Annotated in this window: 18 protein-coding genes; 9 read left to right on the forward strand and 9 right to left on the reverse strand. The window is 70.7% G+C overall.

What is annotated here, in order from left to right:
* Positions 1 to 5: 5 nt before the first annotated feature.
* Positions 6 to 413, reverse strand: coding sequence for a YciI family protein (locus OG811_RS24825; protein WP_406069109.1), 408 nt, complete (start codon positions 411 to 413; stop codon positions 6 to 8).
* A 143-nt stretch (positions 414 to 556) separates the two neighbouring features.
* Here OG811_RS24825 and OG811_RS24830 point away from each other — a divergent pair, with 143 nt between their 5' ends.
* Together OG811_RS24830 and katG are read left to right on the forward strand one after the other, a co-directional pair.
* Complete coding sequence (locus tag OG811_RS24830; protein WP_406069110.1) at positions 557 to 1,012, forward strand: Fur family transcriptional regulator; 456 nt, start codon at positions 557 to 559, stop codon at positions 1,010 to 1,012.
* On the forward strand, positions 1,009 to 3,285 hold the full coding sequence (gene katG / locus OG811_RS24835) for a catalase/peroxidase HPI (protein WP_406069112.1): 2,277 nt from the start codon (positions 1,009 to 1,011) through the stop codon (positions 3,283 to 3,285). The genes OG811_RS24830 and katG overlap by 4 nt, the downstream gene beginning before the upstream one ends.
* 100 nt (positions 3,286 to 3,385) lie before the next feature.
* Here the strand turns inward: katG and OG811_RS24840 are convergent, their stop codons facing one another.
* Entirely contained in the window at positions 3,386 to 3,781 is a 396-nt protein-coding gene (locus tag OG811_RS24840) for a DUF4386 domain-containing protein (RefSeq protein WP_406075900.1), read from the reverse strand.
* An 11-nt stretch (positions 3,782 to 3,792) separates the two neighbouring features.
* Here OG811_RS24840 and OG811_RS24845 point away from each other — a divergent pair, with 11 nt between their 5' ends.
* Entirely contained in the window at positions 3,793 to 4,050 is a 258-nt protein-coding gene (locus OG811_RS24845; protein ID WP_406069113.1) for a hypothetical protein, read from the forward strand.
* A 111-nt stretch (positions 4,051 to 4,161) separates the two neighbouring features.
* On the opposite strand, the gene OG811_RS24850 is transcribed toward OG811_RS24845, so the two are convergent.
* Positions 4,162 to 5,547 (reverse strand): serine hydrolase domain-containing protein, encoded by a 1,386-nt coding sequence (locus OG811_RS24850; protein WP_406069115.1) that lies wholly within the window; start codon positions 5,545 to 5,547, stop codon positions 4,162 to 4,164.
* A 235-nt stretch (positions 5,548 to 5,782) separates the two neighbouring features.
* Between OG811_RS24850 and OG811_RS24855 the strand changes: the two genes are divergently transcribed.
* Positions 5,783 to 7,159 (forward strand): FAD-dependent oxidoreductase, encoded by a 1,377-nt coding sequence (locus OG811_RS24855; protein WP_406069116.1) that lies wholly within the window; start codon positions 5,783 to 5,785, stop codon positions 7,157 to 7,159.
* Positions 7,160 to 7,185: 26 nt separating this feature from the next.
* Here OG811_RS24855 and OG811_RS24860 read toward each other — a convergent pair whose 3' ends face one another.
* Complete coding sequence (locus OG811_RS24860) at positions 7,186 to 7,662, reverse strand: heme-degrading domain-containing protein (RefSeq protein WP_272618255.1); 477 nt, start codon at positions 7,660 to 7,662, stop codon at positions 7,186 to 7,188.
* A gap of 25 nt (positions 7,663 to 7,687) precedes the next feature.
* A complete protein-coding gene (locus OG811_RS24865) occupies positions 7,688 to 9,142 on the reverse strand; it encodes an SDR family NAD(P)-dependent oxidoreductase (RefSeq protein ID WP_406069118.1) in 1,455 nt (484 codons plus the stop codon).
* Between the two features lie 182 nt (positions 9,143 to 9,324).
* Here OG811_RS24865 and OG811_RS24870 point away from each other — a divergent pair, with 182 nt between their 5' ends.
* Positions 9,325 to 12,501, forward strand: a complete 3,177-nt coding sequence (locus tag OG811_RS24870; protein ID WP_406069119.1) for a BTAD domain-containing putative transcriptional regulator — start codon at positions 9,325 to 9,327, stop codon at positions 12,499 to 12,501.
* Between the two features lies 1 nt (position 12,502).
* Here OG811_RS24870 and OG811_RS24875 read toward each other — a convergent pair whose 3' ends face one another.
* Both OG811_RS24875 and OG811_RS24880 read right to left on the reverse strand, forming a co-directional pair.
* Positions 12,503 to 13,330 carry an ABC transporter permease gene (locus tag OG811_RS24875; protein ID WP_406069121.1) on the reverse strand — a complete coding sequence of 276 codons (828 nt, stop codon included), beginning with the start codon at positions 13,328 to 13,330 and terminating at the stop codon, positions 12,503 to 12,505.
* Positions 13,327 to 14,307, reverse strand: coding sequence for an ATP-binding cassette domain-containing protein (locus OG811_RS24880; RefSeq protein ID WP_406069123.1), 981 nt, complete (start codon positions 14,305 to 14,307; stop codon positions 13,327 to 13,329). Before OG811_RS24880 ends, OG811_RS24875 begins: the two co-directional genes overlap by 4 nt.
* A 310-nt stretch (positions 14,308 to 14,617) precedes the next feature.
* Here OG811_RS24880 and OG811_RS24885 point away from each other — a divergent pair, with 310 nt between their 5' ends.
* A complete protein-coding gene (locus OG811_RS24885; protein ID WP_406069124.1) occupies positions 14,618 to 15,553 on the forward strand; it encodes a hypothetical protein in 936 nt (311 codons plus the stop codon).
* A gap of 145 nt (positions 15,554 to 15,698) precedes the next feature.
* Here OG811_RS24885 and OG811_RS24890 read toward each other — a convergent pair whose 3' ends face one another.
* Positions 15,699 to 18,053: an AbfB domain-containing protein gene (locus OG811_RS24890; protein ID WP_406069126.1), complete on the reverse strand. Its 2,355-nt coding sequence runs from the start codon at positions 18,051 to 18,053 to the stop codon at positions 15,699 to 15,701.
* Between the two features lie 256 nt (positions 18,054 to 18,309).
* On the opposite strand from OG811_RS24890, the gene OG811_RS24895 reads away from it, so the two are divergent.
* The 3 genes from OG811_RS24895 to pdxY all read left to right on the forward strand — a co-directional run bounded on the left by OG811_RS24895 (position 18,310) and on the right by pdxY (position 21,248).
* Positions 18,310 to 19,326 carry a LacI family DNA-binding transcriptional regulator gene (locus OG811_RS24895; protein ID WP_406069127.1) on the forward strand — a complete coding sequence of 339 codons (1,017 nt, stop codon included), beginning with the start codon at positions 18,310 to 18,312 and terminating at the stop codon, positions 19,324 to 19,326.
* A 141-nt stretch (positions 19,327 to 19,467) separates the two neighbouring features.
* Positions 19,468 to 20,253, forward strand: coding sequence for a S1 family peptidase (locus OG811_RS24900; RefSeq protein WP_406069129.1), 786 nt, complete (start codon positions 19,468 to 19,470; stop codon positions 20,251 to 20,253).
* A 143-nt stretch (positions 20,254 to 20,396) separates the two neighbouring features.
* The gene (gene pdxY, locus OG811_RS24905) at positions 20,397 to 21,248 is read left to right on the forward strand and encodes a pyridoxal kinase PdxY (protein ID WP_406069130.1); all 852 of its coding nucleotides are present in this window, start codon (positions 20,397 to 20,399) and stop codon (positions 21,246 to 21,248) included.
* 54 nt (positions 21,249 to 21,302) lie between these two features.
* Here the strand turns inward: pdxY and OG811_RS24910 are convergent, their stop codons facing one another.
* Positions 21,303 to 21,635, reverse strand: coding sequence for a putative quinol monooxygenase (locus tag OG811_RS24910; RefSeq protein WP_406069132.1), 333 nt, complete (start codon positions 21,633 to 21,635; stop codon positions 21,303 to 21,305).
* Positions 21,636 to 21,665 lie beyond the last annotated feature (30 nt).

The following is a 21,665-nucleotide window of genomic DNA, read 5'->3' on the forward strand; positions in this document are numbered from 1 at the left end:
GGAGGTCACTCCGTGATGGTGGGCGGCGCGGTCAGGAACGGACGCACCTCGAGCCACTCGTGGATCGGCCTACCACCCGCCCCAGGGGCGGCTGACAGCTCCCCGGCCAGCTCGATGGCGCGCTCGTAGGTGTCGACGTCGATCACCATCCAGCCGGCGATGAGGTCCTTGGTCTCGGCGAATGGGCCGTCGGTGACCGGCGGCCGGCCCTCACCGTCGTACCGGACGAACGTTCCCTCGGGCGCGAGCGCCTGACCGTCGACGAACTCCCCGGTCCCCTCGAGCCGGGCCGCGAAGTCGTTCATGTACTGCATGTGGGCCGAGATCTCCTGCGGAGTCCACCGGTCCATGGGCACGTCGTTGACCGCCGCCGGCGCGCCGCGGTAGTGCTTGAGCAGCAGGTACTTGGCCATTGTTTCTCCTCGATGCTGGTGCGACCCATCGTGGTCACGTTCACCCCGGGGACGGAGCCAGTCATCAGTTCTCGACATGGCTGTCGGGCACGAACTGGCGTAAAACTTGATCGGTTCCAAAATAGTAAGCTAGTGTTCGTCAGGTGATGTCCGACTTCGAGGCGCAACTGCGGGCCGCCTCGCTGCGCGTGACCCGGCCCCGACTGGCGGCGCTCGCGGCGTTGCGCGACCACCCGCACGTCGGCACCGACGAGGTGATCGCGTTGGTACGGGCGAATCATCCCACGGTGTCCCACCAAGCGGTGTACGACGTGCTGCGTGTGCTCACCGATGCTGGTCTGGTGCGGCGTATCCAGCCTGCCGGCGCGACCGCCCGCTACGAGTCCCGGGTCGCGGACAACCACCACCATGTCGTGTGCCGCTCCTGCGGCGCGATCGCCGACGTCGACTGCGCCGTCGGTCACGCCCCCTGTCTCACCGCCCCGGTCGACCACGGTTTCGTGGTCGACGAGGCGGAGGTCGTCTATTGGGGCACCTGCCCCGACTGTGCGACCGACCGCATGCCCCAGAGATCCGCAAGCTCGGAAGGAAGTACATGAGCGACACCCAGGACAACGGCCCCATCAGTGCGCAGGGCGTGGACCAGAAGGCAGCGGCCGGCTGCCCGGTCGCGCACGACTCAGTGACCGCGCACGGCAGCGAGAGCGAGAACCCGGCGATCGACTCGCCGACCCCGAAGACCGGCGGTCGTCCGCGCACCAACCGGGACTGGTGGCCCAACCAGCTCGACCTCTCGGTGTTGCACGCCCACTCGCCCAAGGGCAACCCGTTGGGGGAGAGCTTCAGCTACGCCAAGGAGTTCGCCAAGCTCGACGTCGAGGCCCTCAAGCGCGACATCACCGAGGCCCTCACCACCTCGCAGGACTGGTGGCCGGCCGACTTCGGCCACTACGGCGGCCTGATGATCCGGATGAGCTGGCACGCCGCCGGCACGTACCGCATCGGGGACGGTCGCGGTGGCGCCGGCGACGGTGGTCAGCGTTTCGCTCCGCTCAACAGCTGGCCGGACAACGCCAACCTCGACAAGGCCCGCCGGCTGCTCTGGCCGGTCAAGCAGAAGTACGGCCAGAAGATCTCGTGGGCCGACCTGATCGTGCTCGCCGGTAACGTCTCCCTGGAGGCGATGGGCTTCAAGACCTTCGGCTTCGGTTTCGGTCGCGAGGACGTGTGGGAGCCCGAGGAGATCTTCTGGGGTCCGGAGGACACCTGGCTCGGCGACGAGCGCTACGCCTCCGAGAAGGAGATGATGGCCGGCGTCGGGGCCACCGAGATGGGTCTCATCTACGTCAACCCGGAGGGGCCTCGCGGCAACGCCGACCCGCTTGCGGCGGCGCACTTCATCCGCGAGACCTTCGCCCGGATGGCGATGAACGACGAGGAGACCGTCGCCCTGATCGCGGGTGGCCACACCTTCGGCAAGACCCACGGTGCCGGCGTCGCCGATGGTCACGTGGGCGCGGAGCCCGAGGGGGCCCCACTGGAGGCGCAGGGCCTCGGCTGGCTGAGCACCCACGGCAGTGGCAAGGGCGGTGACACGATCACCAGCGGTCTCGAGGTGACGTGGACCGACGTGCCGACGCAGTGGAGCAACCGGTTCTTCGAGATCCTCTTCGGTTACGAGTGGGAGCTCACCACGAGCCCCGGCGGCGCCAAGCAGTGGGTCGCCAAGGACGCGGAGGCGATCATCCCGGACGCCCACGACGCGTCGAAGAAGCACAAGCCGACGATGCTCACGACCGACCTGTCGCTGCGCGTCGACTCGGCGTACGAGAAGATCTCGCGCCGCTTCCTGGAGAACCCCGACCAGTTCGCGCTGGCTTTCGCCAAGGCCTGGTACAAGTTGCTGCACCGCGACATGGGCCCGATCGACCGCTTCCTCGGGCCGTGGGTCCCGGAGGCCCAGCTGTGGCAGGACCCGGTGCCGGCCGTCGACCACGAGCTCGTGGGTGACGCCGACGTCGCCGCCCTCAAGGCGAAGGTCCTGGAGTCCGGCCTCACGACCGCCCAGTTGATCTCCACCGCCTGGGCCTCGGCCGCCAGCTACCGGTCCACCGACAAGCGCGGCGGCGCCAACGGCGCCCGGATCCGCCTCGAGCCGCAGCGCAGCTGGGAGGTCAACCAGCCCGAGCAGCTCGCGACGGTCCTGGAGACTCTCGAGGGCATCCAGCGGGAGTTCAACTCCGCCGGTGGCGCGAAGGTCTCGTTCGCGGACCTGATCGTGCTGGCCGGCTCGGCCGCCGTCGAGAAGGCGGCGCGTGACGCCGGCGTCAAGGTGACCGTGCCGTTCCGTCCGGGCCGCACCGACGCCACGTTGGAGCAGACCGACGTGGAGTCCTTCCGGGTCCTCGAGCCGCGCGCGGACGCGTTCCGCAACTACCTGCGCCCGGGCGAGAAGACCCAGCCGGAGGTGCTGCTCGTCGACCGCGCCTACATGCTCAACCTGACCGCGCCCGAGATGACCGTCCTCATCGGCGGCCTGCGCTCCCTCGGCGCCAACACCGGCGGTAGCCAGCACGGCGTCCTCACCGATCAGCCGGGCGTGCTCACCAACGACTTCTTCGCCAACCTGCTCTCCCCGGGCACCCGGTGGAGCGCGTCGAAGTCCGACGAGCACGTGTACGAGATCCGCGACCTGGCCACTGATGAGGTGAAGTGGACCGCCACCGCGGTCGACCTCATCTTCGGCTCCAACTCGCAGCTGCGGGCCCTCGCCGAGGTCTACGCCAGCCAGGACGCCCGCGACAAGTTCGTGAACGACTTCGTGGCAGCCTGGACCAAGGTCATGGAGCTCGACCGCTTCGACCTTGCCTGACGGATTTCCACCGACGAGCCCCGGTCGATCGACCGGGGCTCGTCGGCCTCTGCAGGTCCATGAACCGGTACGACCAGCTAGCCATCGACGGTGTTCGCGGCTAGGCGGTCACTGGCGCGGCCTCCGGTTGCCCGTCGGATGGTGCCTGGTCGTATGCGTGGCGGCGGACGCCGCGCGTCAGTAGGTAGCCGATCATCCAGAACTCACCGATCGTCGCGGGAGCGACCAGAACGTCGGCGATGCCCTGTGCGTCAGGGGCGAGGTATCCGATGAATGCGCTGAGCAGGTATCCGATGCCGCCGCCGACGAGGATCCAGCCGAGCGGGCGGGGCATCCAGTTCGAGCGGAGCACGCAGCGTCCCATGGGGATGAGCCAGAGGCCGAAGAACAGCGCTCCGACGCCCCACAGGTTGCCGCTGGTCAGGTAAAGAATTTGGACGGTGGCCGCCGCGTCGCCGACCGGGTCGAGCGCGAGGTCGACAGCCGTGGCGAGCAGTGCCGCGGGCGATGCACGCGTTTGGCAGTCTGCCGCTCGGGTTCGCGCAGGAGATCTTCAGCCCGTCGTCGGCTGGCGGGAGCATGGAGGACGACGTCGCGGAGGCGGACCTGGCCGCGATGGCCGAGGCGCTACCGCACCTGACGGCCATGGTGGCCGCCGAGATCCACGACGTCACCGACCCCACCCTCGGTTGGTGCGACGGCCAGACCGAGTTCGAGTTCACCCTCGACCTGCTCCTGGACGGGCTGGAACGCCTCCGCGCCTGAGGGCGAACGAATCCGAGCGGAGGAACGGCCGGAAGGGAAGGTCCACACTCTCCTGTTGGTACTTGAAAAATCTGAGGAACGGTGGGGTTCGATTGTGCAGTGGCGCTGCGGTCAGTTGACCTCTTTGGCCAGGAGGTCGCCGACGGCGGCGCGGACCGGGTCCGGGTTCGCCCAACTCCAGTTGGGGTGCGCGCGGTTGGTGAGCAGGGCGAGCACGAGTTTGCGGTTCGGGTCGACCAGGAGCGAGGGGCCGGCGAAGCCGGTGTGGCCGAAGGTCCGGGTGGAGGCGAGCCTGCCCATGAACCAGCTCTGGTTGAGGACGACCCCGAGGCCGTGGGCCGAGGTCCGGTTGGGCCGCTCGGGGTCGACGGCGGGCTTCCCGGCGTTGTGGTTGGTGAGCATCCGGCGCACGGTCGCCTCGGCGAGGATCCGCTTGCCCTTGTGGGTGCCCCCGTCGAGGAGCATCTGACCGATCGCCGCGAGCTCGCTGGCGGTGGCGAAGATGCCGGCGTGACCGGCGATGCCGCCGAGATGGTTGGCGACGTCGTCGTGGACGGTGCCACGGAGCAGGCCCCGGGACGAGCGGGCGTCGGTGGCGACGAGGCGGCTGGACCTCGCGCTGGTGGACATCCAGGTCTTGGGGTTGAAGCCGGTGTCGCGCAGGCCGAGCGGGCCGGTGAGGTTGCTCCTGAGCGCCTGGTCGAGCCCCTGACCGGTGACCTTCTCGACGATCTTGCCGGCGACCATGAGCCCGACGCTGGAATAGCGGAACGTGTTCCCGACAACGGCGCCGGAGACCAGCCCGGTGGTGAGCACGGCGTTCCAGCGGGCCTCGTTGTCGGGAAGGCCGGTGACCTTGGCGCCGACCGGAAGACCGCTGGTGTGGGTGAGCAGCATCTCGACGGTGATCCGCTCCTTGCCCGCTCCGGTGAAGGCGGGCAGGTAGTCGCGGACCGGCGCACCCAGGTCGACGCGCCCCTTGTCGACCTGCTGCAGCAGCAGGATGGCCGTGTACACCTTCGTGACCGAGGCGAGGTCGAAGATGGAGTCGGGGAGCATCGCGACACGCTGGCTGGCCGTGAGGAGCTTCGGGCCCGCGTCGTAGCGCAGCGCCTCCCCGACAGCGGTGTGCACCGTCGTCTTCCCATCGACCAGGACGACAGCGACCGCGCCGGGGAAACCCTTGTGCTGAACGGTCTGCGGTGTCGCGGGCAGGTGTCGCCGAAGCAGCGCGGTCACGTCCTGCGCGTAGCGGGCCTGACCGGCTGGCGCGGCACCGCCGTTCCCGGGCGGAGTGGCGGTGGGTGCGCCGGACGGCGTCCGGAAGTTTCCGGCCGAGCCGAATCCCACCCTGTTTCCGGCGGCGTCGGTCGCGGTCACCGCGTCGCCGGGACCGGCCAGACCGGGGTCCGGCGCGCTGTTGTCACCGCAGCCGGTGAGGGCGGAGGTTGCGGCGGCCAGGCCGGCCCCGAGCAGAGTACGACGCGCAACGGGCATGCCGGAGATCGTGACAGGCGGCATTGACGCGCGCCAACCGACCCACCCGAACGTCGATCGGATCCACCGCATCGTCCGACAGATGGTCACCTAGCGGACACGGTCGGTTGACGTCCGGCGGGTGTGTGCGACGATCGGCGTGCGTCACGCCGAACGACCGTCCACCGGTCTGTCCCGCGCCCCGTTCGCTGGCAGACACGGGGGAGGGCACCACACCATCCCCTTGGAGAGCACGATGTCCCTCTCCCCGTCCCGGGTCTTCGCAGAGCTCAACGCGGTGCGACCCCCCGACCAGCCTTCCCCGCTGATGGGTACGGCCGTCGTGGTGGGCGGCAGTGTCGCCGGCCTGCTGGCGGCCCGGGTGCTGTCCGATTACGCCTACAGCGTCGTCATCATCGACCGGGACGACCCGCAGCTGCCCGGCGCGCGGGCCGGCGTACCCCAGGGGACGCAGCTGCACGCGCTGCTGCCCGGCGGCCTCCTGCATCTGGAGCGGTTGTTTCCGGAGTTCCGCGAGCAGGCACTGGCGCGCGGGGCGGTCGAGGCGCCGCCCGCGTCCAGGCGCAACTACCTCGACGGCCGCCTGAAGGTCGTCGTCCCCGACGACGCCGACAGCCTGGCGGGCAGCCGGCCACTCCTGGAGGGACTGATCCGCCAGCAGGTGCTCCGACTGCCCAACGTCAAGACGGTAACTGCCCGTGCCACCGGTCTCGTGTTCGACGGCGCCGCGGTCACCGGGGTCCGCTGCGACGTCGGTGGGGTGCCCGGCGTCGAGAGCGCAGACCTCGTGGTGGACGCCATGGGGCGTTCGAGCAAACTGTCGGACTGGCTGGAACGGGCCGGCTGGGAGCGGCCGGTCACAAGGCGGATGGCCGTGCACCTGAACTACGCGACCGCCCTGTTCCGACGCCCGGCGGTGACCCCGGCCTCGACGGTCGTCCTGGCCCTGAACACGCCCAGGATGGCGGCGGACGTGGCCGGTGCCGCGTTCTTCGCCATCGAGGACGGTCGGTGGATGGCCATGATGGCCGGTTACGGCGACAACCGTCCGGGCCGTACCGGGGAGGACTTCGTCCGCCGCCTGCGAAAGCAGTTCCCGCCCGAGTTCGGCGACGTCGCCGGCCAGGAGATGCTCGGCGACGTCCAGACCTACCACCATGCCGACAGCCGACGGCGCGACTTCCACGCGCTGCGGCGGTTTCCGGCCGGGCTGGTCAGCGTCGGCGACGCCGTCGCGTCGTTCAACCCGGTGTACGGGCAGGGGATGACGGCGGGGGCCCTGCACGCGGCCTGCCTGTCGACGTACCTGCGGTCCGGCCCGGATCTGACCGTGCCTGCGCACCAGTACCTCGCACTGCAGAAGGTCGTGGTCGACGCCGCGTGGTCGATATCGACCTCTGCCGATCTGGCGCTGCCCCACGTCGACGGGCCCTACCCGCGTGGCCATCGGATTACCAGCTGGGCCAGCAGGCAGATCATCGCCGCGACCGTCACGGACGTGACGACCGCGCGACGGTTCAACGAGGTCGTTTCCATGCAGGAGCATCCGCGCTCGTTGACCCGGCCCGGCGTGCTCCTCGGAGCCGTGCGCGCCAACCGGCGCGCACGCTGACCGCCCTCGCGGCCAGCGCCGCTCGACTAGCGGGGGAGCTTGCGCAGGATGTCGACGACGAAGCGGTGGTCGTCCAGCTGCGGCAGTCCGGAGACACCGACCCAGCCCACCACGCCGGTGCCGCGAACGCGCAGCGGCACCGCGCCACCGGCCGCCGCGTACCGCGAGGCCGGCAAGCCGAACTTCTCCGTCAGCGTGACCTGCTTGTCCTGGCACAACCGGGCCATGTACAGCGACGAGTGCTCGAACCGCATCACCACCCGCCCCTTGCGGCGCAGCCAACCGTCGTTGTCCGCCGTCGACCCGGGCAGGCCACAGTGGAACAGCTGGCGCCCGGCCCGCCACACCCCCACCGACACCGGCAGCCGCTGCTCACTCGCGGCGGCGACGGCGAGCATCCCCAGCTCGTACGCGTCCGTCTCGGACAGGCCCGCAAGCTCCAGCTCGCTCTCCTCGCGCAGCAGCTCGTCCAACGTCGGCCACGGGTCACGGTCAGCTGACATGTTGTTCTCCTCGTCGTACGGGTGGTCACCAGGCGCAGGGCGCGTAGTCCTTCAGGAAACAGCCGTACAGGTCCTCGCCCTGCTCGCCGCGAACGATCGGGTCGTACACCCGGGCCGCGCCGTCGACCAGGTCCAGCGGGGCGTGGAAACCCTCGTCCGCCAGCCGCATCTTCGTCGGGTGGGGACGTTCGTCGGTGATCCAACCGGTGTCGACGCTGGTCATCAGGATGCCGTCGGTCAACATCTCCTCGGCGCTGGTGCGGGTCAGCATGTTCAGCGCGGCCTTGGCCATGTTGGTGTGCGGGTGCCCGGGCCCCTTGTAGCCACGGCCGAACTGCCCCTCCATCGCCGACACGTTCACCACGTACTTCCGGCGGGCCCGCGCCGCGGCCATCGCCGGACGCAGTCGGCTGACCAGGACGAACGGCGCGGTGACGTTGCACAGCTGCACTTCGAGCAGCTCGACCGGGTCGACCTCCTGCACCCGCTGGACCCAGCTGTTGACCGAGTCGAGGTCCGGCACGAGACCCCCGGCGTCGATGGCCGTGGACGCCGCGATCCGGTCCGGTGAGGCGGAGCCGCTGGTGAGTGCCAGCGCGGTGAGCGCGTGCGGGGTGAGCGCGGTCGACTGCGCGGTCAGACTGCCCACCGGGCCGCTCTGGCCGTCCGGCTTCGCGAACGTGATCAGCTCCGGCAGTGGGCCGTCCGGCAGAGCCGCGGCCTCCGCGGCGATGAGCTGCGCGTACGCCCCGGGGGAGCGGCGAACGGTCTGCGCCGCGTTGTTGATCAGGATGTCGAGGGGGCCCTGGCTGCTGACCGAGTCGGCGAGGGCGATCACCTGGGCGGGGTCGCGTAGGTCGATCCCGACGATGCGCAGGCGGTGCAGCCAGTCCCCGCTGTCGGGCATCGCGGCGAACCTGCGGACCGCGTCGTGCGGGAACCGAGTGGTCACCGTCGTGTGTGCGCCGTCGCGCAGCAGCCGCAGCGCGATGTACATGCCGATCTTCGCCCGGCCGCCGGTGAGCAGCGCACGCCGGCCGGTCAGGTCGGTACGGGCGTCGCGGCGTTCCCGGTTGAGCGCGGCGCAGGACGGGCAGAGCTGGTGGTAGAAGGCGTCCACCTCGCGGTAGCGCTGCTTGCAGACGTAGCAGCCGCGCGGATTGTGCAGGAAGCCCGCCGTCTCACCGGCGGCGGAGGACGCGAGCGGGATGCCCTGGGTCTCGTCGTCGATGCGCCCTGGAGCGCCGGTGGCGGTGGCCTCCGTCACCGCCCGGTCGGCCGCGAGGATGGCATCTCGCCGTTCCTCACGTCGCCGCTGCTTGATCACCTTGTAGAGCCGGGCGGTGGCCCGCTGCACCCGCACCACGTCGGGGTGGTCGGGGGGCAGGGCCTCCAGCGCCTCGAAGACGCTGAGGCAGGCCTCCAGCCGGTTTCGGTCAATGCCATCTTGACCGTTTTCGGTAATGTTGTCCACCGTCATGCGTCTTTGTCTCGTCCCGTATCCCGTGCCGGATCCAGCCGGCCCACCCCAAGTCCGACCCGAAACTGTACGCGGATGCACCCCACGTGCGCTGCTCGGCTTCGTCAGCGATGGGCTACTGGCGGCCAGTCTGGTGGACCGGCGGTCGTCGGGGCCGTGCACGCGTGGGGGATGCTGGGTCCGTGCAGATCACGACCCTCGGTCCATTCGCCGTCGACGGCCGGCCCGTTCGGGGCGAACGGCTCGCGGCGGTGATCCGCGCGCTCGTCGACGCGCGTGGGCGGGCGGTCTCCACGAGCCTGCTCGTGGACGCTGTGTGGGACGGCGCGCCACCCGACGACGCGACTGGCGCCGTTCAGGCGCTCGTGTCCCGGGTGCGCCGTCTCGGGCTGCCCGTGGTCGCGGTGCCGGGCGGATACCGTCTGCCCGCCGAGGAGGTCACCGTCGACGCGGTCGAGGCGCGCGCGCTCGTCGACCAGGCGCGGACCGTGCTCTGGTGCGGTGACGCCAGTGGCGCCCGCAGCTTGGCCGATCAGGCGCGTGCGCTGTTCCCCGAGGTTCCGGAGCTGGTCACCGCCGAGGACACGCGCCTGTTCGCGGATGTCGCCGCCCTGCGCGCGCAGGCGGCACTCGCCGGCGCGGGCCCGTTCGACGAGGCCGACCTGAGCCGGCTCGTCGCGCGTACGCCGCCCGACGAGCCGTCCGCCGCCCTGCTCGTCCGGGTGCTCGCCGCCCAGGGGCGGGAGGCGGAGGCACTGGAGGTGGTCGAGCGACTCCGGGCCGAACTGGCCGACCGGTACGGCACCGACCCGTCGCCCGTGATCACCCAGGTCCACCTGGCGCTGCTGCGCGGCGAGCTGACCACTCCGGTCGCCGAGGCGCCGCCCCGGCAGCCGACGCGGATCGCCCTGCCCGCCGCCTGGCGCCGGCCGATGACCGCCCTCGTCGGCCGGGAGCAGGACGTCGAGACCGTGGGCGAGGCACTCACCAGTGCGGCCCTGGTGACGATCGTGGCGACCGGTGGCGCGGGTAAGACCCGGCTCGCCGCCGAGGTGACGCGCTGCGCGGCGGCGGCCGGGCAATCGGTACGCGTGATCGAACTCGCCGGCCTGCGCTCGCCCGACGAGGTGCTTCCCACGGTGCTCGCGGCGCTCGGGGGCGCGGACACCTCGGCGACCGGCGGCAACCTGGGCCTTGAGCGGCGGGTGCTCAGCCCCGAGGAACGGCTACGCGCCGTGGCACCCGACCTCGACGGGTTGGTCGTGCTGGACAACTGCGAACACCTCCTCGACGCGGTGGCGACCGTCGTCGCGGACCTGGTCGCGGTGACCTCGCCGGAGGTCACGGTGCTCGCGACGAGCCGCGCCCCGCTGGGCCTGGCCGGCGAGCTGGTCCACCGGCTGACCGCGTTGCCGGACACCGACGCGCTCGCTTTGGTCGAGTCCCGGGCGCGGGCCGGTGGTGCGGTGCCGACCTGGGACACCGAGCGGGTGCTCGCGCTGTGTCACCGCCTCGACAACCTGCCACTGGCACTCGAACTGGCCGCCGCGCGACTGCGGCACATGCCGATCGACGATGTCCTCGCCGGGCTGAGTGACCGGTTCGCGCTGCTCGACGACGCCCTGCGTGGCCTGCCGGAGCGGCACGCGAGCCTGTGGGCGATGGTCGACTGGAGCAGGGAACTACTCACCGCGGGCGACCGTGAGTTGCTCCAGCGGGTCGCGGCCATCCCCGCGCCGTTCACTGCCGACCTCGCCGCTGCGGTCGCGCAGACCCCGGACGTACGGCGCGGCCTGGCGACTCTCGTCGAACAGTCCCTGTTGACCCTGCTCGAGGGGGACGGTCCGCCCCGCTACCGAATGCTCGAGACGGTCCGTGAGTACGGCGAAGCCCGGCTCGACGCTGCGGGTGCCCGGGGTCCGGTCATGGCAGGCCTGGTCGGGTGGGCCCGGGAGCAGGCCGTGGCGCTCGCCGGCCGCTTCGTCGGCCCCGGCCAGGTCGAGGCGCTCCGCCGCTGCGCCGCCGAGCAGGACAACCTGGTCGCGGGCCTGCGGTGGGCGCTGGGAGAGGACGACGAGCCCGCCTCGGTCGACGTCGCCACCGCGCTGTTCCACCTCTGGTCGGTGCGTGGCCTGCACCTTGAGGTCCTCGCGTGGGCGCGCGGGCTGCTGAACGTCGACAACCCGGAGCGACGGCGACGGTCGGCGATCCTGCGGGGCGGGGCCAGCGGCCGGCCGCTGCCCAACGCCGACCGACTCGCCTGGACGTGCGTGGTGATCAGCGTGAACGCCGGCATCAGCGCCGATCTGCGGCCCGCCGTGCTCGCCCGGCGGGCCCTGCGGACGCTCCAGGCCGAACGGCCCGCCGAGGTGTCGCCCCGGCTGACCGCACTCGCGTCGGCGTTGCCCGGCTTCGACGCGTCCGATCTGGAGCAGAGCATGAAGAGCGCGACCGAGATGATCGCGCACCCGGACCCGTACGTGCAGGGCCTCGGGCTGTTCGCGCGCGCGGCGGTACGGGAGAACGGCGGCCTGCCGGAAGCGTCGATCAGCGACGCCGAGCAGGCGTACCACCGCTTCGAGGTTGCCGGTGACCACTGGGGTATGGCGATGGCGGCGGGTGCCGTCGGGCAGTTCCTGGTACCGGGCGGGGAAGCCCGGTCGGCCGAGTGGCTGAAGCGCAGCGTTCAGCACATGGAACTGGTCGGCGCCGCGCAGGACGCGCGGTCGATCCGGGTCCGGCTGGACGTGCAGCTCGCCCTCACCGGCGACGCGGAGGCGGAGCGGCGACTCAGTGAGACGGCCGCACCGGGTCAGGCCGAGCAGATGGACGCCGCGCAGGCGCTTCTCGGCCTGGCGCACCTCGCCTGGCAGCGCGAGCGCTACGACGAGGCGCTCGCCCACGCCGACGAGGTGCCTCGCATCCTCGCCGGGTGGGCGGGGCCGCCGCAGCCGCGCGTGATGCTCCGGGCCGCGGTGGCGATCCTCCACCTGAGGGTCGCCCAGGCCCGGCAGGTGTCGGGGAACGACGCCGACGTCCAGGCGGCCGCGTTGCTGTCGCTCGCCCGCGACGATGCGCTGACCTCAAGGGATTTGCCGGTGATCGGGGCGTGGGCATCGGGCGGCGCGGAACTCGCGGCGTACCGGGATGACGTCGCCACCGCCCGCGAACTGGCCGCACTCGCGAAGCGGATCGGCACCCACATCGAGATGTTCTTCCCAACCGGGACCGGCGAACGGCTCAGCGCCGTCCTCGGGGACGAGGAGCAGCGTGAGCCGTTACTGGCCGCGTGGCGCGAGCGGCCGCCCGCTGTGGCCGTCACCCGGATCCGTGAGCTGATGGACGATCTGCTCGCCTGACTCAGATCTTCTTGCGGTACGCGCGCAGCGCCAGCGGCATGAACACCGCCACGAAGCCGGCGCACCAGGCGAGCGTCCACCACACGTGTGAGCCGAGCGGTGTGCCGAGGAACAGTCCGCGCACCGACGCCACCAGGTGGGTCATCGGGTTGACGTCGACGAAGGCCTGCATCCAGCCCGGCAGGGTGTCGGCGTCGACGAACACGTTCGACGCGAAGCTCAGCGGCATGATCAGCGCGAACATCAGGCCCTGCACCGCACCCGGGGTACGGACCTCCATCGCCACGAGGACGGGCAGCCAGCTGAGGCACAGCGCGAACAACACCGCGAGCAGACACCCGGCGATCGTCCGGAGTGGGTCGGTGTCGATCCGGAAGCCCATCAGGTAGCCGATCGCGAGGGTCGAGACCGTGACGATCACGTACCGGACGACGTCGCCGAGGACCGCGCCGACAAGTGGTGCGGAGCGGGGGATCGGCAGCGACCGGAACCGGTCGAAGATGCCCTTGGAGATGTCGGTGTTGAGGTTGACGCCGATCGCGATGGCGCCGGTGGCGATGGTCTGCGCCAGGATGCCGGGCAGCAGGAACTGCAGGTAGTCGTGGGTCGATCCGGCGACCGCGCCGCCGAAGATGTACACGAAGATGATGAGGAACAGCACTGGTTGCAACGTGACGTCGATGAGCGCCTCGGGCGTACGCCAGGTCTTGATGAGGCTGCGCTTGGCGAGCGCCAACGAGTGCCGGACCAGCCGGAACGGCCGTGGGTTCGGGGCGGCTGCCGAGAGCCCCAGGGTCCTCGTGGGTGAGTCGTCGATCAGAGTGCTCATGCCGCGACCTCCGTGGGGCGGGTGGTGTCGTCAACGGACGCCGTACGCCCGGTGAGGGTGAAGAACACCTCGTCGAGGCTCGGCAGGTGCAGGGAGAGTTCGGTGACCGCGATGCCAGCGGTGGCGAACCGCGCGACGCTCTCGGTCAGCGCCGCGTCGTCGGTGACCGGCACCGCGAGCACGCCCTTGCGGATCTCGTCGGCCTGCGCGCCGGAGCCGACCTGGGTCAGGATCGCCGCGGTCCGGGGCAGCTGCGCCGGGTCGGACGGCCGGACCTCGAGTGTCTGCCCGCCGACCACCCGCTTCAGCCCTTCAGGTGTGTCGTGCGCGATGACCCGGCCATGGTCGATCACCGTGATCGCGTCGGCGAGCGCGTCGGCCTCCTCCAGGTACTGCGTGGTGAGCAGCACCGTCGAGCCGTTGCCGACCAGCGAGCGGACCACGTCCCACATGTCCTCGCGTTTGGCCGGGTCGAGTCCGGTCGTCGGCTCGTCCAGGAAGATCACGTCGGGGGAGCCGACGAGGCTGGCGGCCAGGTCCAGTCGTCGCCGCATGCCGCCGGAGTAGGTCTTGGCCTGTCGGTTCGCGGCGTCGGTCAGGTCGAACCAGTCGAGTAGTTCGGCCGCGCGTCGCCGGGCGCCGGTGCGCCCCAGCTCCAGCAGGGTGCCGAACAGCTCCAGGTTCTGTCGCCCGGTCAGGTCCTCGTCGACCGAGGCGTACTGGCCGGTGAGTCCGATGCTCTGACGAACGCGCTCGGCGTCACGCACCACGTCGAAGCCGCCGATCCGGGCGGTGCCGCCGTCCGGGGTCAGGAGGGTGGTGAGGATGCGTACGGCGGTGGTCTTGCCGGCGCCATTGGGGCCGAGCACGCCAAGCACCGTCCCCCGGGGCACGGCGAGGTCCACGCCCTGCAGCGCCCTCGTTTTCCCGAAGTTCTTGACGAGGCCCGCGGCCTCGATCACCAGGTCAGCTGTCATGCCCAACAGCGTGCGCGGACCGGCTGACACCGCTCCGACACGTCACCGACACGGGCTGACACCGGGACCGTCGGGTGGGCGACCAGGTTAAGAGGATCGGGATCTTTCGGACAGGCGTGCATGTCTGTGCCGTTGGCGGAGTCGCGATATGCTGGCCGTGGCAGCGCGCCTGCCAGCGCCCGATGTGGTGGCCCACGCCTGACCACATGCTGGGGCCAAGAGTCTCCGACTCCGCGCCGTTGTGTCGACTCCCGGCGTGCCGGCCACGCCGCCTGTTCGGTGGAGTGCGTGGGCCTGCACCGGAGGCGCCATGACTGATCGCAACCCCCGGCGGACCCCGACCCCGGGACGTGCCCGTAAGCGCGCCATCCGGGAGCAGGCGGCCCGCGCCGGCGTCGCCTACACGGAGGCCGCCCGGCAACTCGAGTCGGTCGGTCTGCAACCCGGTGAGACCCTCTCCACGTACGGGCGGACGATCTATCCGACCGGCGTCGACCCACACCGCCAGCTGCTCGTCGAACGCCGTGAGCGGCGGTCCTTCGAGGAGCGGGTGTCGGACACGCGGCGGGCCGCGGCCCTGCCGCACGGCCGCGCCCAGCACCTCGCCGAACGCTTCCCACCCAGCCGTGGCCGTACCGGGGTGGGCCTGCTCTACCACGGCGAGGGCCGCGAGGAACTGCTGGCGATGCTGTACATCGTGGTCGCGGCCGAGTCGCCGGGGCTGCTGCCCGACGTGGGGGACCTCGCCTGGATCGCGGAGCTGGGCGAGGACACCGCGCTCGACACGGCCTGCGCCGACGTCGACCGCGAGGCCCGCCGGCTGCTCGACCGGGAGCCGCTGGTGCTCTGGTCGATCCTCGAAAAGGCGCTGGCCATCGCCGAACGCAGCACGGACCGGCAGATTCGCCAGGAAGCGATCCGGCAGGCCGCGCTCTTCCGCACGATGATGACGCCACGTGTGGGGTACGCGGGTGAGCCGTACGTGGAGGGGCTGCCGACCGTCGGTGTCCGGCAGATCCTCGACGCGCTGCTCATCGTCGCCGACGACGGACACGCGCCGGGCACCCGAGTGCGCCTGCTCACGAAACCGAACGAGGCGCGTTCGGCCACGATCATCGGTGCACAGTGGGGCTCGTCGGGTCCGCCGGTGGGCTATCTCGTGTGGCTCGACGGAGCGACGGCACCGCTGTCGGCCCGCGCCGGCGACCTGGTCGTACTGGCCGACCAGGAGCCCTTTCCCCGGTGAGCCCGGAGCGACCTCGTTGGTCAGCCGGCCGGTGCGGTCGCCGCCTCCGTAGCGCTCTCAGCTCGGCAGGCGGCCCCGCGTGACGCGGGGGCTCCGGCTCAGGCCGGAACCCCCTGTGTCGTTCTGTCCTGACGCCCCTGACCGGTCAGGGCGCCCACGGGGCGGCGATGTTCCAGGTGCTGTCGGCGGCCCACAACGCCGGCGTGTTGTACGCGTCGCCGCCGGCACCGTCGCTCAGCCAGACCTCCGAGTTGTAGTGCCGCAGGTATCTACCCCGGAAGTTGTACGACTCCAGCGATACTCCGGTGCCGGTCAGTCCGACGCGTGGGCACCAGGTGGCGTCGGCACGCATGAGCGCGGAGCCGTCGTCCGGCGAGTTGCGGACCCGGGAGCTCTGGTGGCGCAGGTACTGCCCGGAGAAGTTGACCGACTCGAACGAGTAGCAGCTGCTGTCGGCCAGACCGGGCCGCACCGTGTACGTGGCGTCGGCCTTGAGCAGGCTGGAACTGGCGGCGTCGACCACCTCCGTGTAGGCCAGGCTGTCCTGATGGCGCAGGTACCGGTTGGTGTAGCCGGGCGTGGTGACCTGCAACGACCGTCGGGTGTTGACCGGCAGGGCGACGGGCGCCGAGCTGCCGATTGTCTTTGCGGCGTTGATCAGTGCGGTGTTCGCGGCGCGGACCCGCGCCTGATCCATCTTGATCACTTGTCGGTCGTAGGTGAGGAAGCCGTTCAGCTCGCCCTCCAAATCGGTGATCTCGGTGTATACCGAGGCGCTCAGCCCCTTGCCGAGCATCAGGTTCTGGCTGCCCTGCACCAGCCCCACGTACCGGTCCGTGAGCGCGCTCGAGCTGGCCTGCCACTCGTAGGCGAAGAAGCTGCCGTTCGGGCTGTACTCGTGGCCCGGCGTGTGCAGGCCCAGACCGCCGAACTCGCCGAGCACCGCGATCCGGCTGCTCGACGGTACGGGGGAACCCGGTCCGAGGTAGACGTGCCAGTCGTCGATGTCACCGTTGCCGGGGTTGCCGAGGGACTGGCAGCAGTTGTGGCCGCTGTGCGGGTTGACCAGGCGGGTCGGGTCCTGGTTCTTGATGTTCTGCGCGACCCTGCGGGTGTCGGCCAGGGCTCGCTCACCCCAACCCTCGTTGTAGGGCGTGTACGCGATCACGGCGGGGGAGCTGCGGTGCTCGTCGACGATCTCGCGAGCCTCGGTCTCGAACTGCGCCTGCTGGGCGTCGGTGGGGTTGATGTCCTGCGCGGTCATCGACGGGATGTCCTGCCAGACCAGGAGGCCGAGACGGTCTGCGTGGTAGAACCAGCGCTGCGGTTCGACCTTGATGTGCTTGCGCACCATGTTGAAGCCGAGATCCTTGTGCTTCTGCAGATCGAAGGCGAGGGCGGCGTCGGTCGGCGCGGTGTACAGCCCGTCCGGCCAGTAGCCCTGGTCGAGGGTGCCGACCTGGAACACGAACTGCCCGTTGAGCTTGGGGCGCAGCACCCCGTTCACCAGGCCGGTGGTGATCTCACGCATTCCGAAGTAGTGCGTGGTCCGATCCACGGTGGCAGCTCCGGAGTTGCGGAGGGTCACCCGGAGGTTGTAGAGGAACGGGTCGTCGGGTGACCAGCGGCGAGCATTGGGCACCGGCACGCTGAACTCGGTGAAGCCACCGGTGGCCGAGCCGACCACGGTGCCTTGGTTCAGCGCCTCGGCGAGCACGCTGTGGCCGCTCACGTCGCCCCGGGTGAAGACCCGGACCCGCAGGGTGTTGTTGGCGAGGTTCGGGTAGACGTCCACGCTGCTGATGGAGGCCGTGGGCACCGGCTCCATCCACACCGTCTGCCAGATGCCCGAGCTGGGGGTGTAGAAAATCCCGCTGGGTGTCTTGGTCTGCTTGCCGATGGGGGGCAGGCTGCCGTTCTGCCGGGTGTCGGTGGGGTCCCAGACCTTCACGACGATCTCGTTGGCTCCGGCGGTGAGCTGGGGGGTCACGTCGAAGGTGAAGGCGTCGTAGCCGCCGGTGTGCGCACCGACCCGGATGCCGTTGACCCAGACGGTGCTCTGCCAGTCGACGGCGCCGAAGTGCAGCAGGGCCCGCCGACCCGACCAGTTCGCCGGGATGGTGACAGTGCGCCGGTAGAACAGGTAGTTGCGGTTGTCGTTGGCGGCCCGTTGGATGCCGGACAGTGCGCTCTCCACCGGGAAGGGCACGTTGACCCGCTCGGGCAGGTCCGTGCCGAACTGCGGGGCGTCGTCGGTGCCGGACTGGCGGAGCTGCCACTCGCCGTTGAGATTGAGCCAGTCCGGCCGCGTCATCTGCGGTCGCGGGTACTCCGGCAGCGGTGTGCCGATCAACGCCTGACTGGTCCAGGGGGTGGTCAGTGGCGGCGTCCTGGGAGGGGCGGCCTGTGCTGGCCGGGTGGGCGCGGCGAACAGGCCGGCGACCAGGGTGAGGATGACCAGCAGAGGCAGGGCGGGGCGGATGCGGACCTGTCGTGTCATGCCGTCTCCGGGGGGCGAGTCGCCGCGGGCGGTGCAGCCGGGCCCGAAGCGCGTTGGCGGTGGGCATCGGGTGGTCACGTGACGAGGGACGGGCGCCACGGATGGATGTCGGTGGGATTCCCGTGGTCAAACAATGGCGGTTTGATTGACATCCAGCACCACCTCTATAACGTTATAGAGGTCTGCCGGGCATCCCGTCAATCCTTGCCTGTCAATGTCTTGCAGATCGCCAGTCGGATTCGCGGAGGGTCGGTGGATGGGCGTCAGCCTGAAGGACATAGCCGAGCGCGCCGGCGTCTCGCTGGCCACGGTCTCGAACGTGGTCAACGGGTACCGACCCGTGGGGGAGCGGACCCGGCAGCGCGTGCAGCAGGCGGTCGACGAACTCGGGTACACCCCCAACCTCAGCGCCCGGCACCTTCGTCGGGGGCGTACCGGCCTGATCGCCCTGGCCATCCCGGAACTGAACAACCCCTACTTCGCCGAGCTCGCCGAGATCGCCATCTCCGAGGCCGCCGGGCTCGGCTACACGCTCGTCATGGAAAACACCGCCGCGGACCGGGAGGCGGAGCTGGCCCTCCTCGATGGCTCCCGGCGGCACACCATCGACGGCCTGATCCTCAGTCCGGTGCGGATCGGCCGGAAGGAGGTGCTGGCCCGGACCGCCGACAGTCCGCTCGTGCTGATCGGCGAGGGCGTCTACGACGTGCCGCACGATCACATCGCCATCGACAACGTGGCCGCCAGCCACGCGGCGATCCAGCATCTCGTGGCGATCGGCCGCCGCCGGATAGCGTTCATCGGCGCCACTCTGGGCGGTGACCGGCAGTCGGCGCATCTGCGTGTACGCGGCTACCGGGAGGCCCTGGCCGCCGCCGGCCTGCCGTACCGCCCGCGGTTGGTCGCCCGCACCGACGCCTTCGGCCGACTGGACGGCAAGCGGGCCATGCGTGACCTGCTCGCCCTCGGTGACCCACCGGACGCGGTGTTCGGCTACAACGACCTGGTCGCCCTCGGCGCGCTGCGGGCGTTGGCCGAGGCCGGTCGCCGGGTGCCCGACGACGTCGCGGTGGTCGGGATCGACGACATCGAGGAGGGACGGTTCAGTACCCCGACCCTCACCACGATCGCACCGGACAAGAGGGAGATCGGGCGTCTCGCGGTGCGCCGCCTCATCGCCCGTATCGAGGGCGCGGAGGTCGCGGCGCCGCTGACCGTGCAGACGCCGTTCCGGCTCATCCGACGGGAGAGCACCGGCACGCCGGGCGGGTGACGACCGGTCGCCCGAGATCCATAGCGCCGGTGGTACGACCCAGAGAGGATGACCCGCAACATCCACGGATCTCAATATGATGACCGCTATCTCGAATGAGGTGCGCTCACGAGGCGTGCCATCCTGATGCGGAGGAAATGCATGGTTCGCTGGCGTACCCTCACCGGCCTGTTGGCCACCGCCCTGACCGCGGCCAGCCTCACTCTCGCCGCGCCGGCCGCTGCGGCCGACAACCCGATGACGCCGAACGTCGTCGGCGGCACCCGAGCAGCCCAGGGCGAGTTCCCGTTCATGGTGCGGCTCTCGATGGGATGCGGCGGGGCGCTGTACAGCCCGAGGCTGGTGCTCACTGCGGCACACTGCGTGGGCGCGACCGGCACCAACACCAGCATCACCGCGACGCTCGGGGTGGTCGACCTCCAGTCGTCCAGCCGGATCACCGTCCGGTCCAACTACGTCTACCGGGCTCCCGGCTACAACGGCTCCGGCCGGGACTGGGCGCTGATCCGGTTGGCCACCCCCGTCACCGGGCTGAGCACACTGCCGATCGCCACCACGACCGCCTACGACAGCGGCACCTTCACCATCTCCGGCTGGGGTGCCGCGCGCGAGGGTGGCGCACAGCAGCGGTACCTGCTCAAGGCCACCGTCCCGTTCGTCAGCGACTCCATCTGCAACTCCAACTACGGTGGCGACCTCATCCCCGCCGAGGAGATCTGCGCCGGCTACGCCAGCGGCGGTACGGACACCTGTCAGGGTGACTCGGGAGGCCCGATGTTCCGCCGCGACGCCAGCAACGCCTGGATCCAGGTGGGCATCGTCAGCTGGGGCAACGGCTGCGCCCGGCCCAACTACCCGGGTGTCTACACCCAGGTGAGCTACTTCGCCTCATCGATCGCCTCCGCTGCGGCGAGCCTCGGCGGCTGACCGTACGACCGCTCGGGCGGCCCGGACGACGATGTCCGGGCCGTCCGCTCGTGCCGTCATCGACAGGTGAGCGCCGAGTGGGCCACCCGACAGAAACGGCGGGCCGCGCGTGCGACGCCGGTCGATGCGGCCATGATGTGCCGGTGAAGATCCTGTCCATTCAGTCGTCGGTCGCCTACGGTCACGTCGGCAACTCGGCGGCAGTCTTCCCCCTGCAGCGGCTCGGGCACGAGGTCTGGCCGGTCCTGACGGTGCACTTCTCCAACCACACCGGATACGGCGCGTGGCGTGGTCCGATGTTGGCGGCGGCTGACGTGGCCGAGGTGATCGCGGGCATCGCGGACCGTGGTGTCCTCGGCGGCGCCGACGCGGTGCTGTCCGGCTACCAGGGCGACCCGGCCATGGGCGCGGTGATCCTGGACGCGGTGAAGACGGTCAAGGCGACCAACCCGGCTGCGGTGTACTGCTGCGACCCGGTGATGGGCGACGCCGGTCGCGGGATGTTCGTCCGGCCGGGCATTCCGGAGTATCTGCGGGACACCGTCGTGCCGCGCGCGGACATCATCACCCCGAACCACTTCGAGCTCGACTTCCTCGCCGGCCGTAGGACGAACTCGCTGGCCGAGGTGCTCGACGCGGTCGACGTGGTGCGCGCGACCGGGCCGCGGCACGTCCTGGTGACCAGCGTGCTCCACGGCGACCTGCCGCCGGACTCGCTGGAGGTGGTGGCCGTCTCGGACGAGGGCGCCTGGGCGGTGACCACCCCACTGCTGCCGATCAACCCGAACGGCGGCGGTGACGTCACCGCGGCGTTGTACCTCGCGCATCTGTGGACGACCGGCTCACCCGCGACGGCGCTGGAACGCACCATCGCCTCCGTCTTCGCCGTCCTCGAGGCGACCCTCGCGGCGGGCACCCGGGAGATCCAGCTGATCGCGGCACAGGACGTGATCGCCGACCCGCCGGCCCGGTTCACCGCCCGACGGCTCCGCTGACGGCGGGTCGACAACAAGCGCCAGCGGGTCGAGGACCACGCGCGCCGGCGGCGGTCAGCGGCCCTCGGGGACGACCATCTCGCCGAGCAGCGACCAGTCCTCCTGCGGCACGGTGGCGTTCACGATGCGCGGCGTCTCGGCCAGGTGCGGCGGCAGGGTCTCCTGTGCCGTGCGGAAGTGGGCGGACTGCACGTGGGCCGCACCGGCCTGGTCGTCGCGGAACGCCTCGACCAGCACGTACTCGGTCGAGTCGTCCAGGCTGCGGGACCAGTCGAACCACAGGCAGCCGGGCTCGGCCCGGGTCGCCTCGGTGAACTCGGCGGCGATCTGCGGCCACCGGTCGGCGTGCTCGGGCAGGACCCGGAACTTGGCGGTTATGAAGATCATGGCCTCAGGCTACCCAGAGCGCCCGACGTG

Source organism: Micromonospora sp. NBC_01638 (assembly GCF_045209745.1).
GTDB lineage: Bacteria > Actinomycetota > Actinomycetes > Mycobacteriales > Micromonosporaceae > Micromonospora.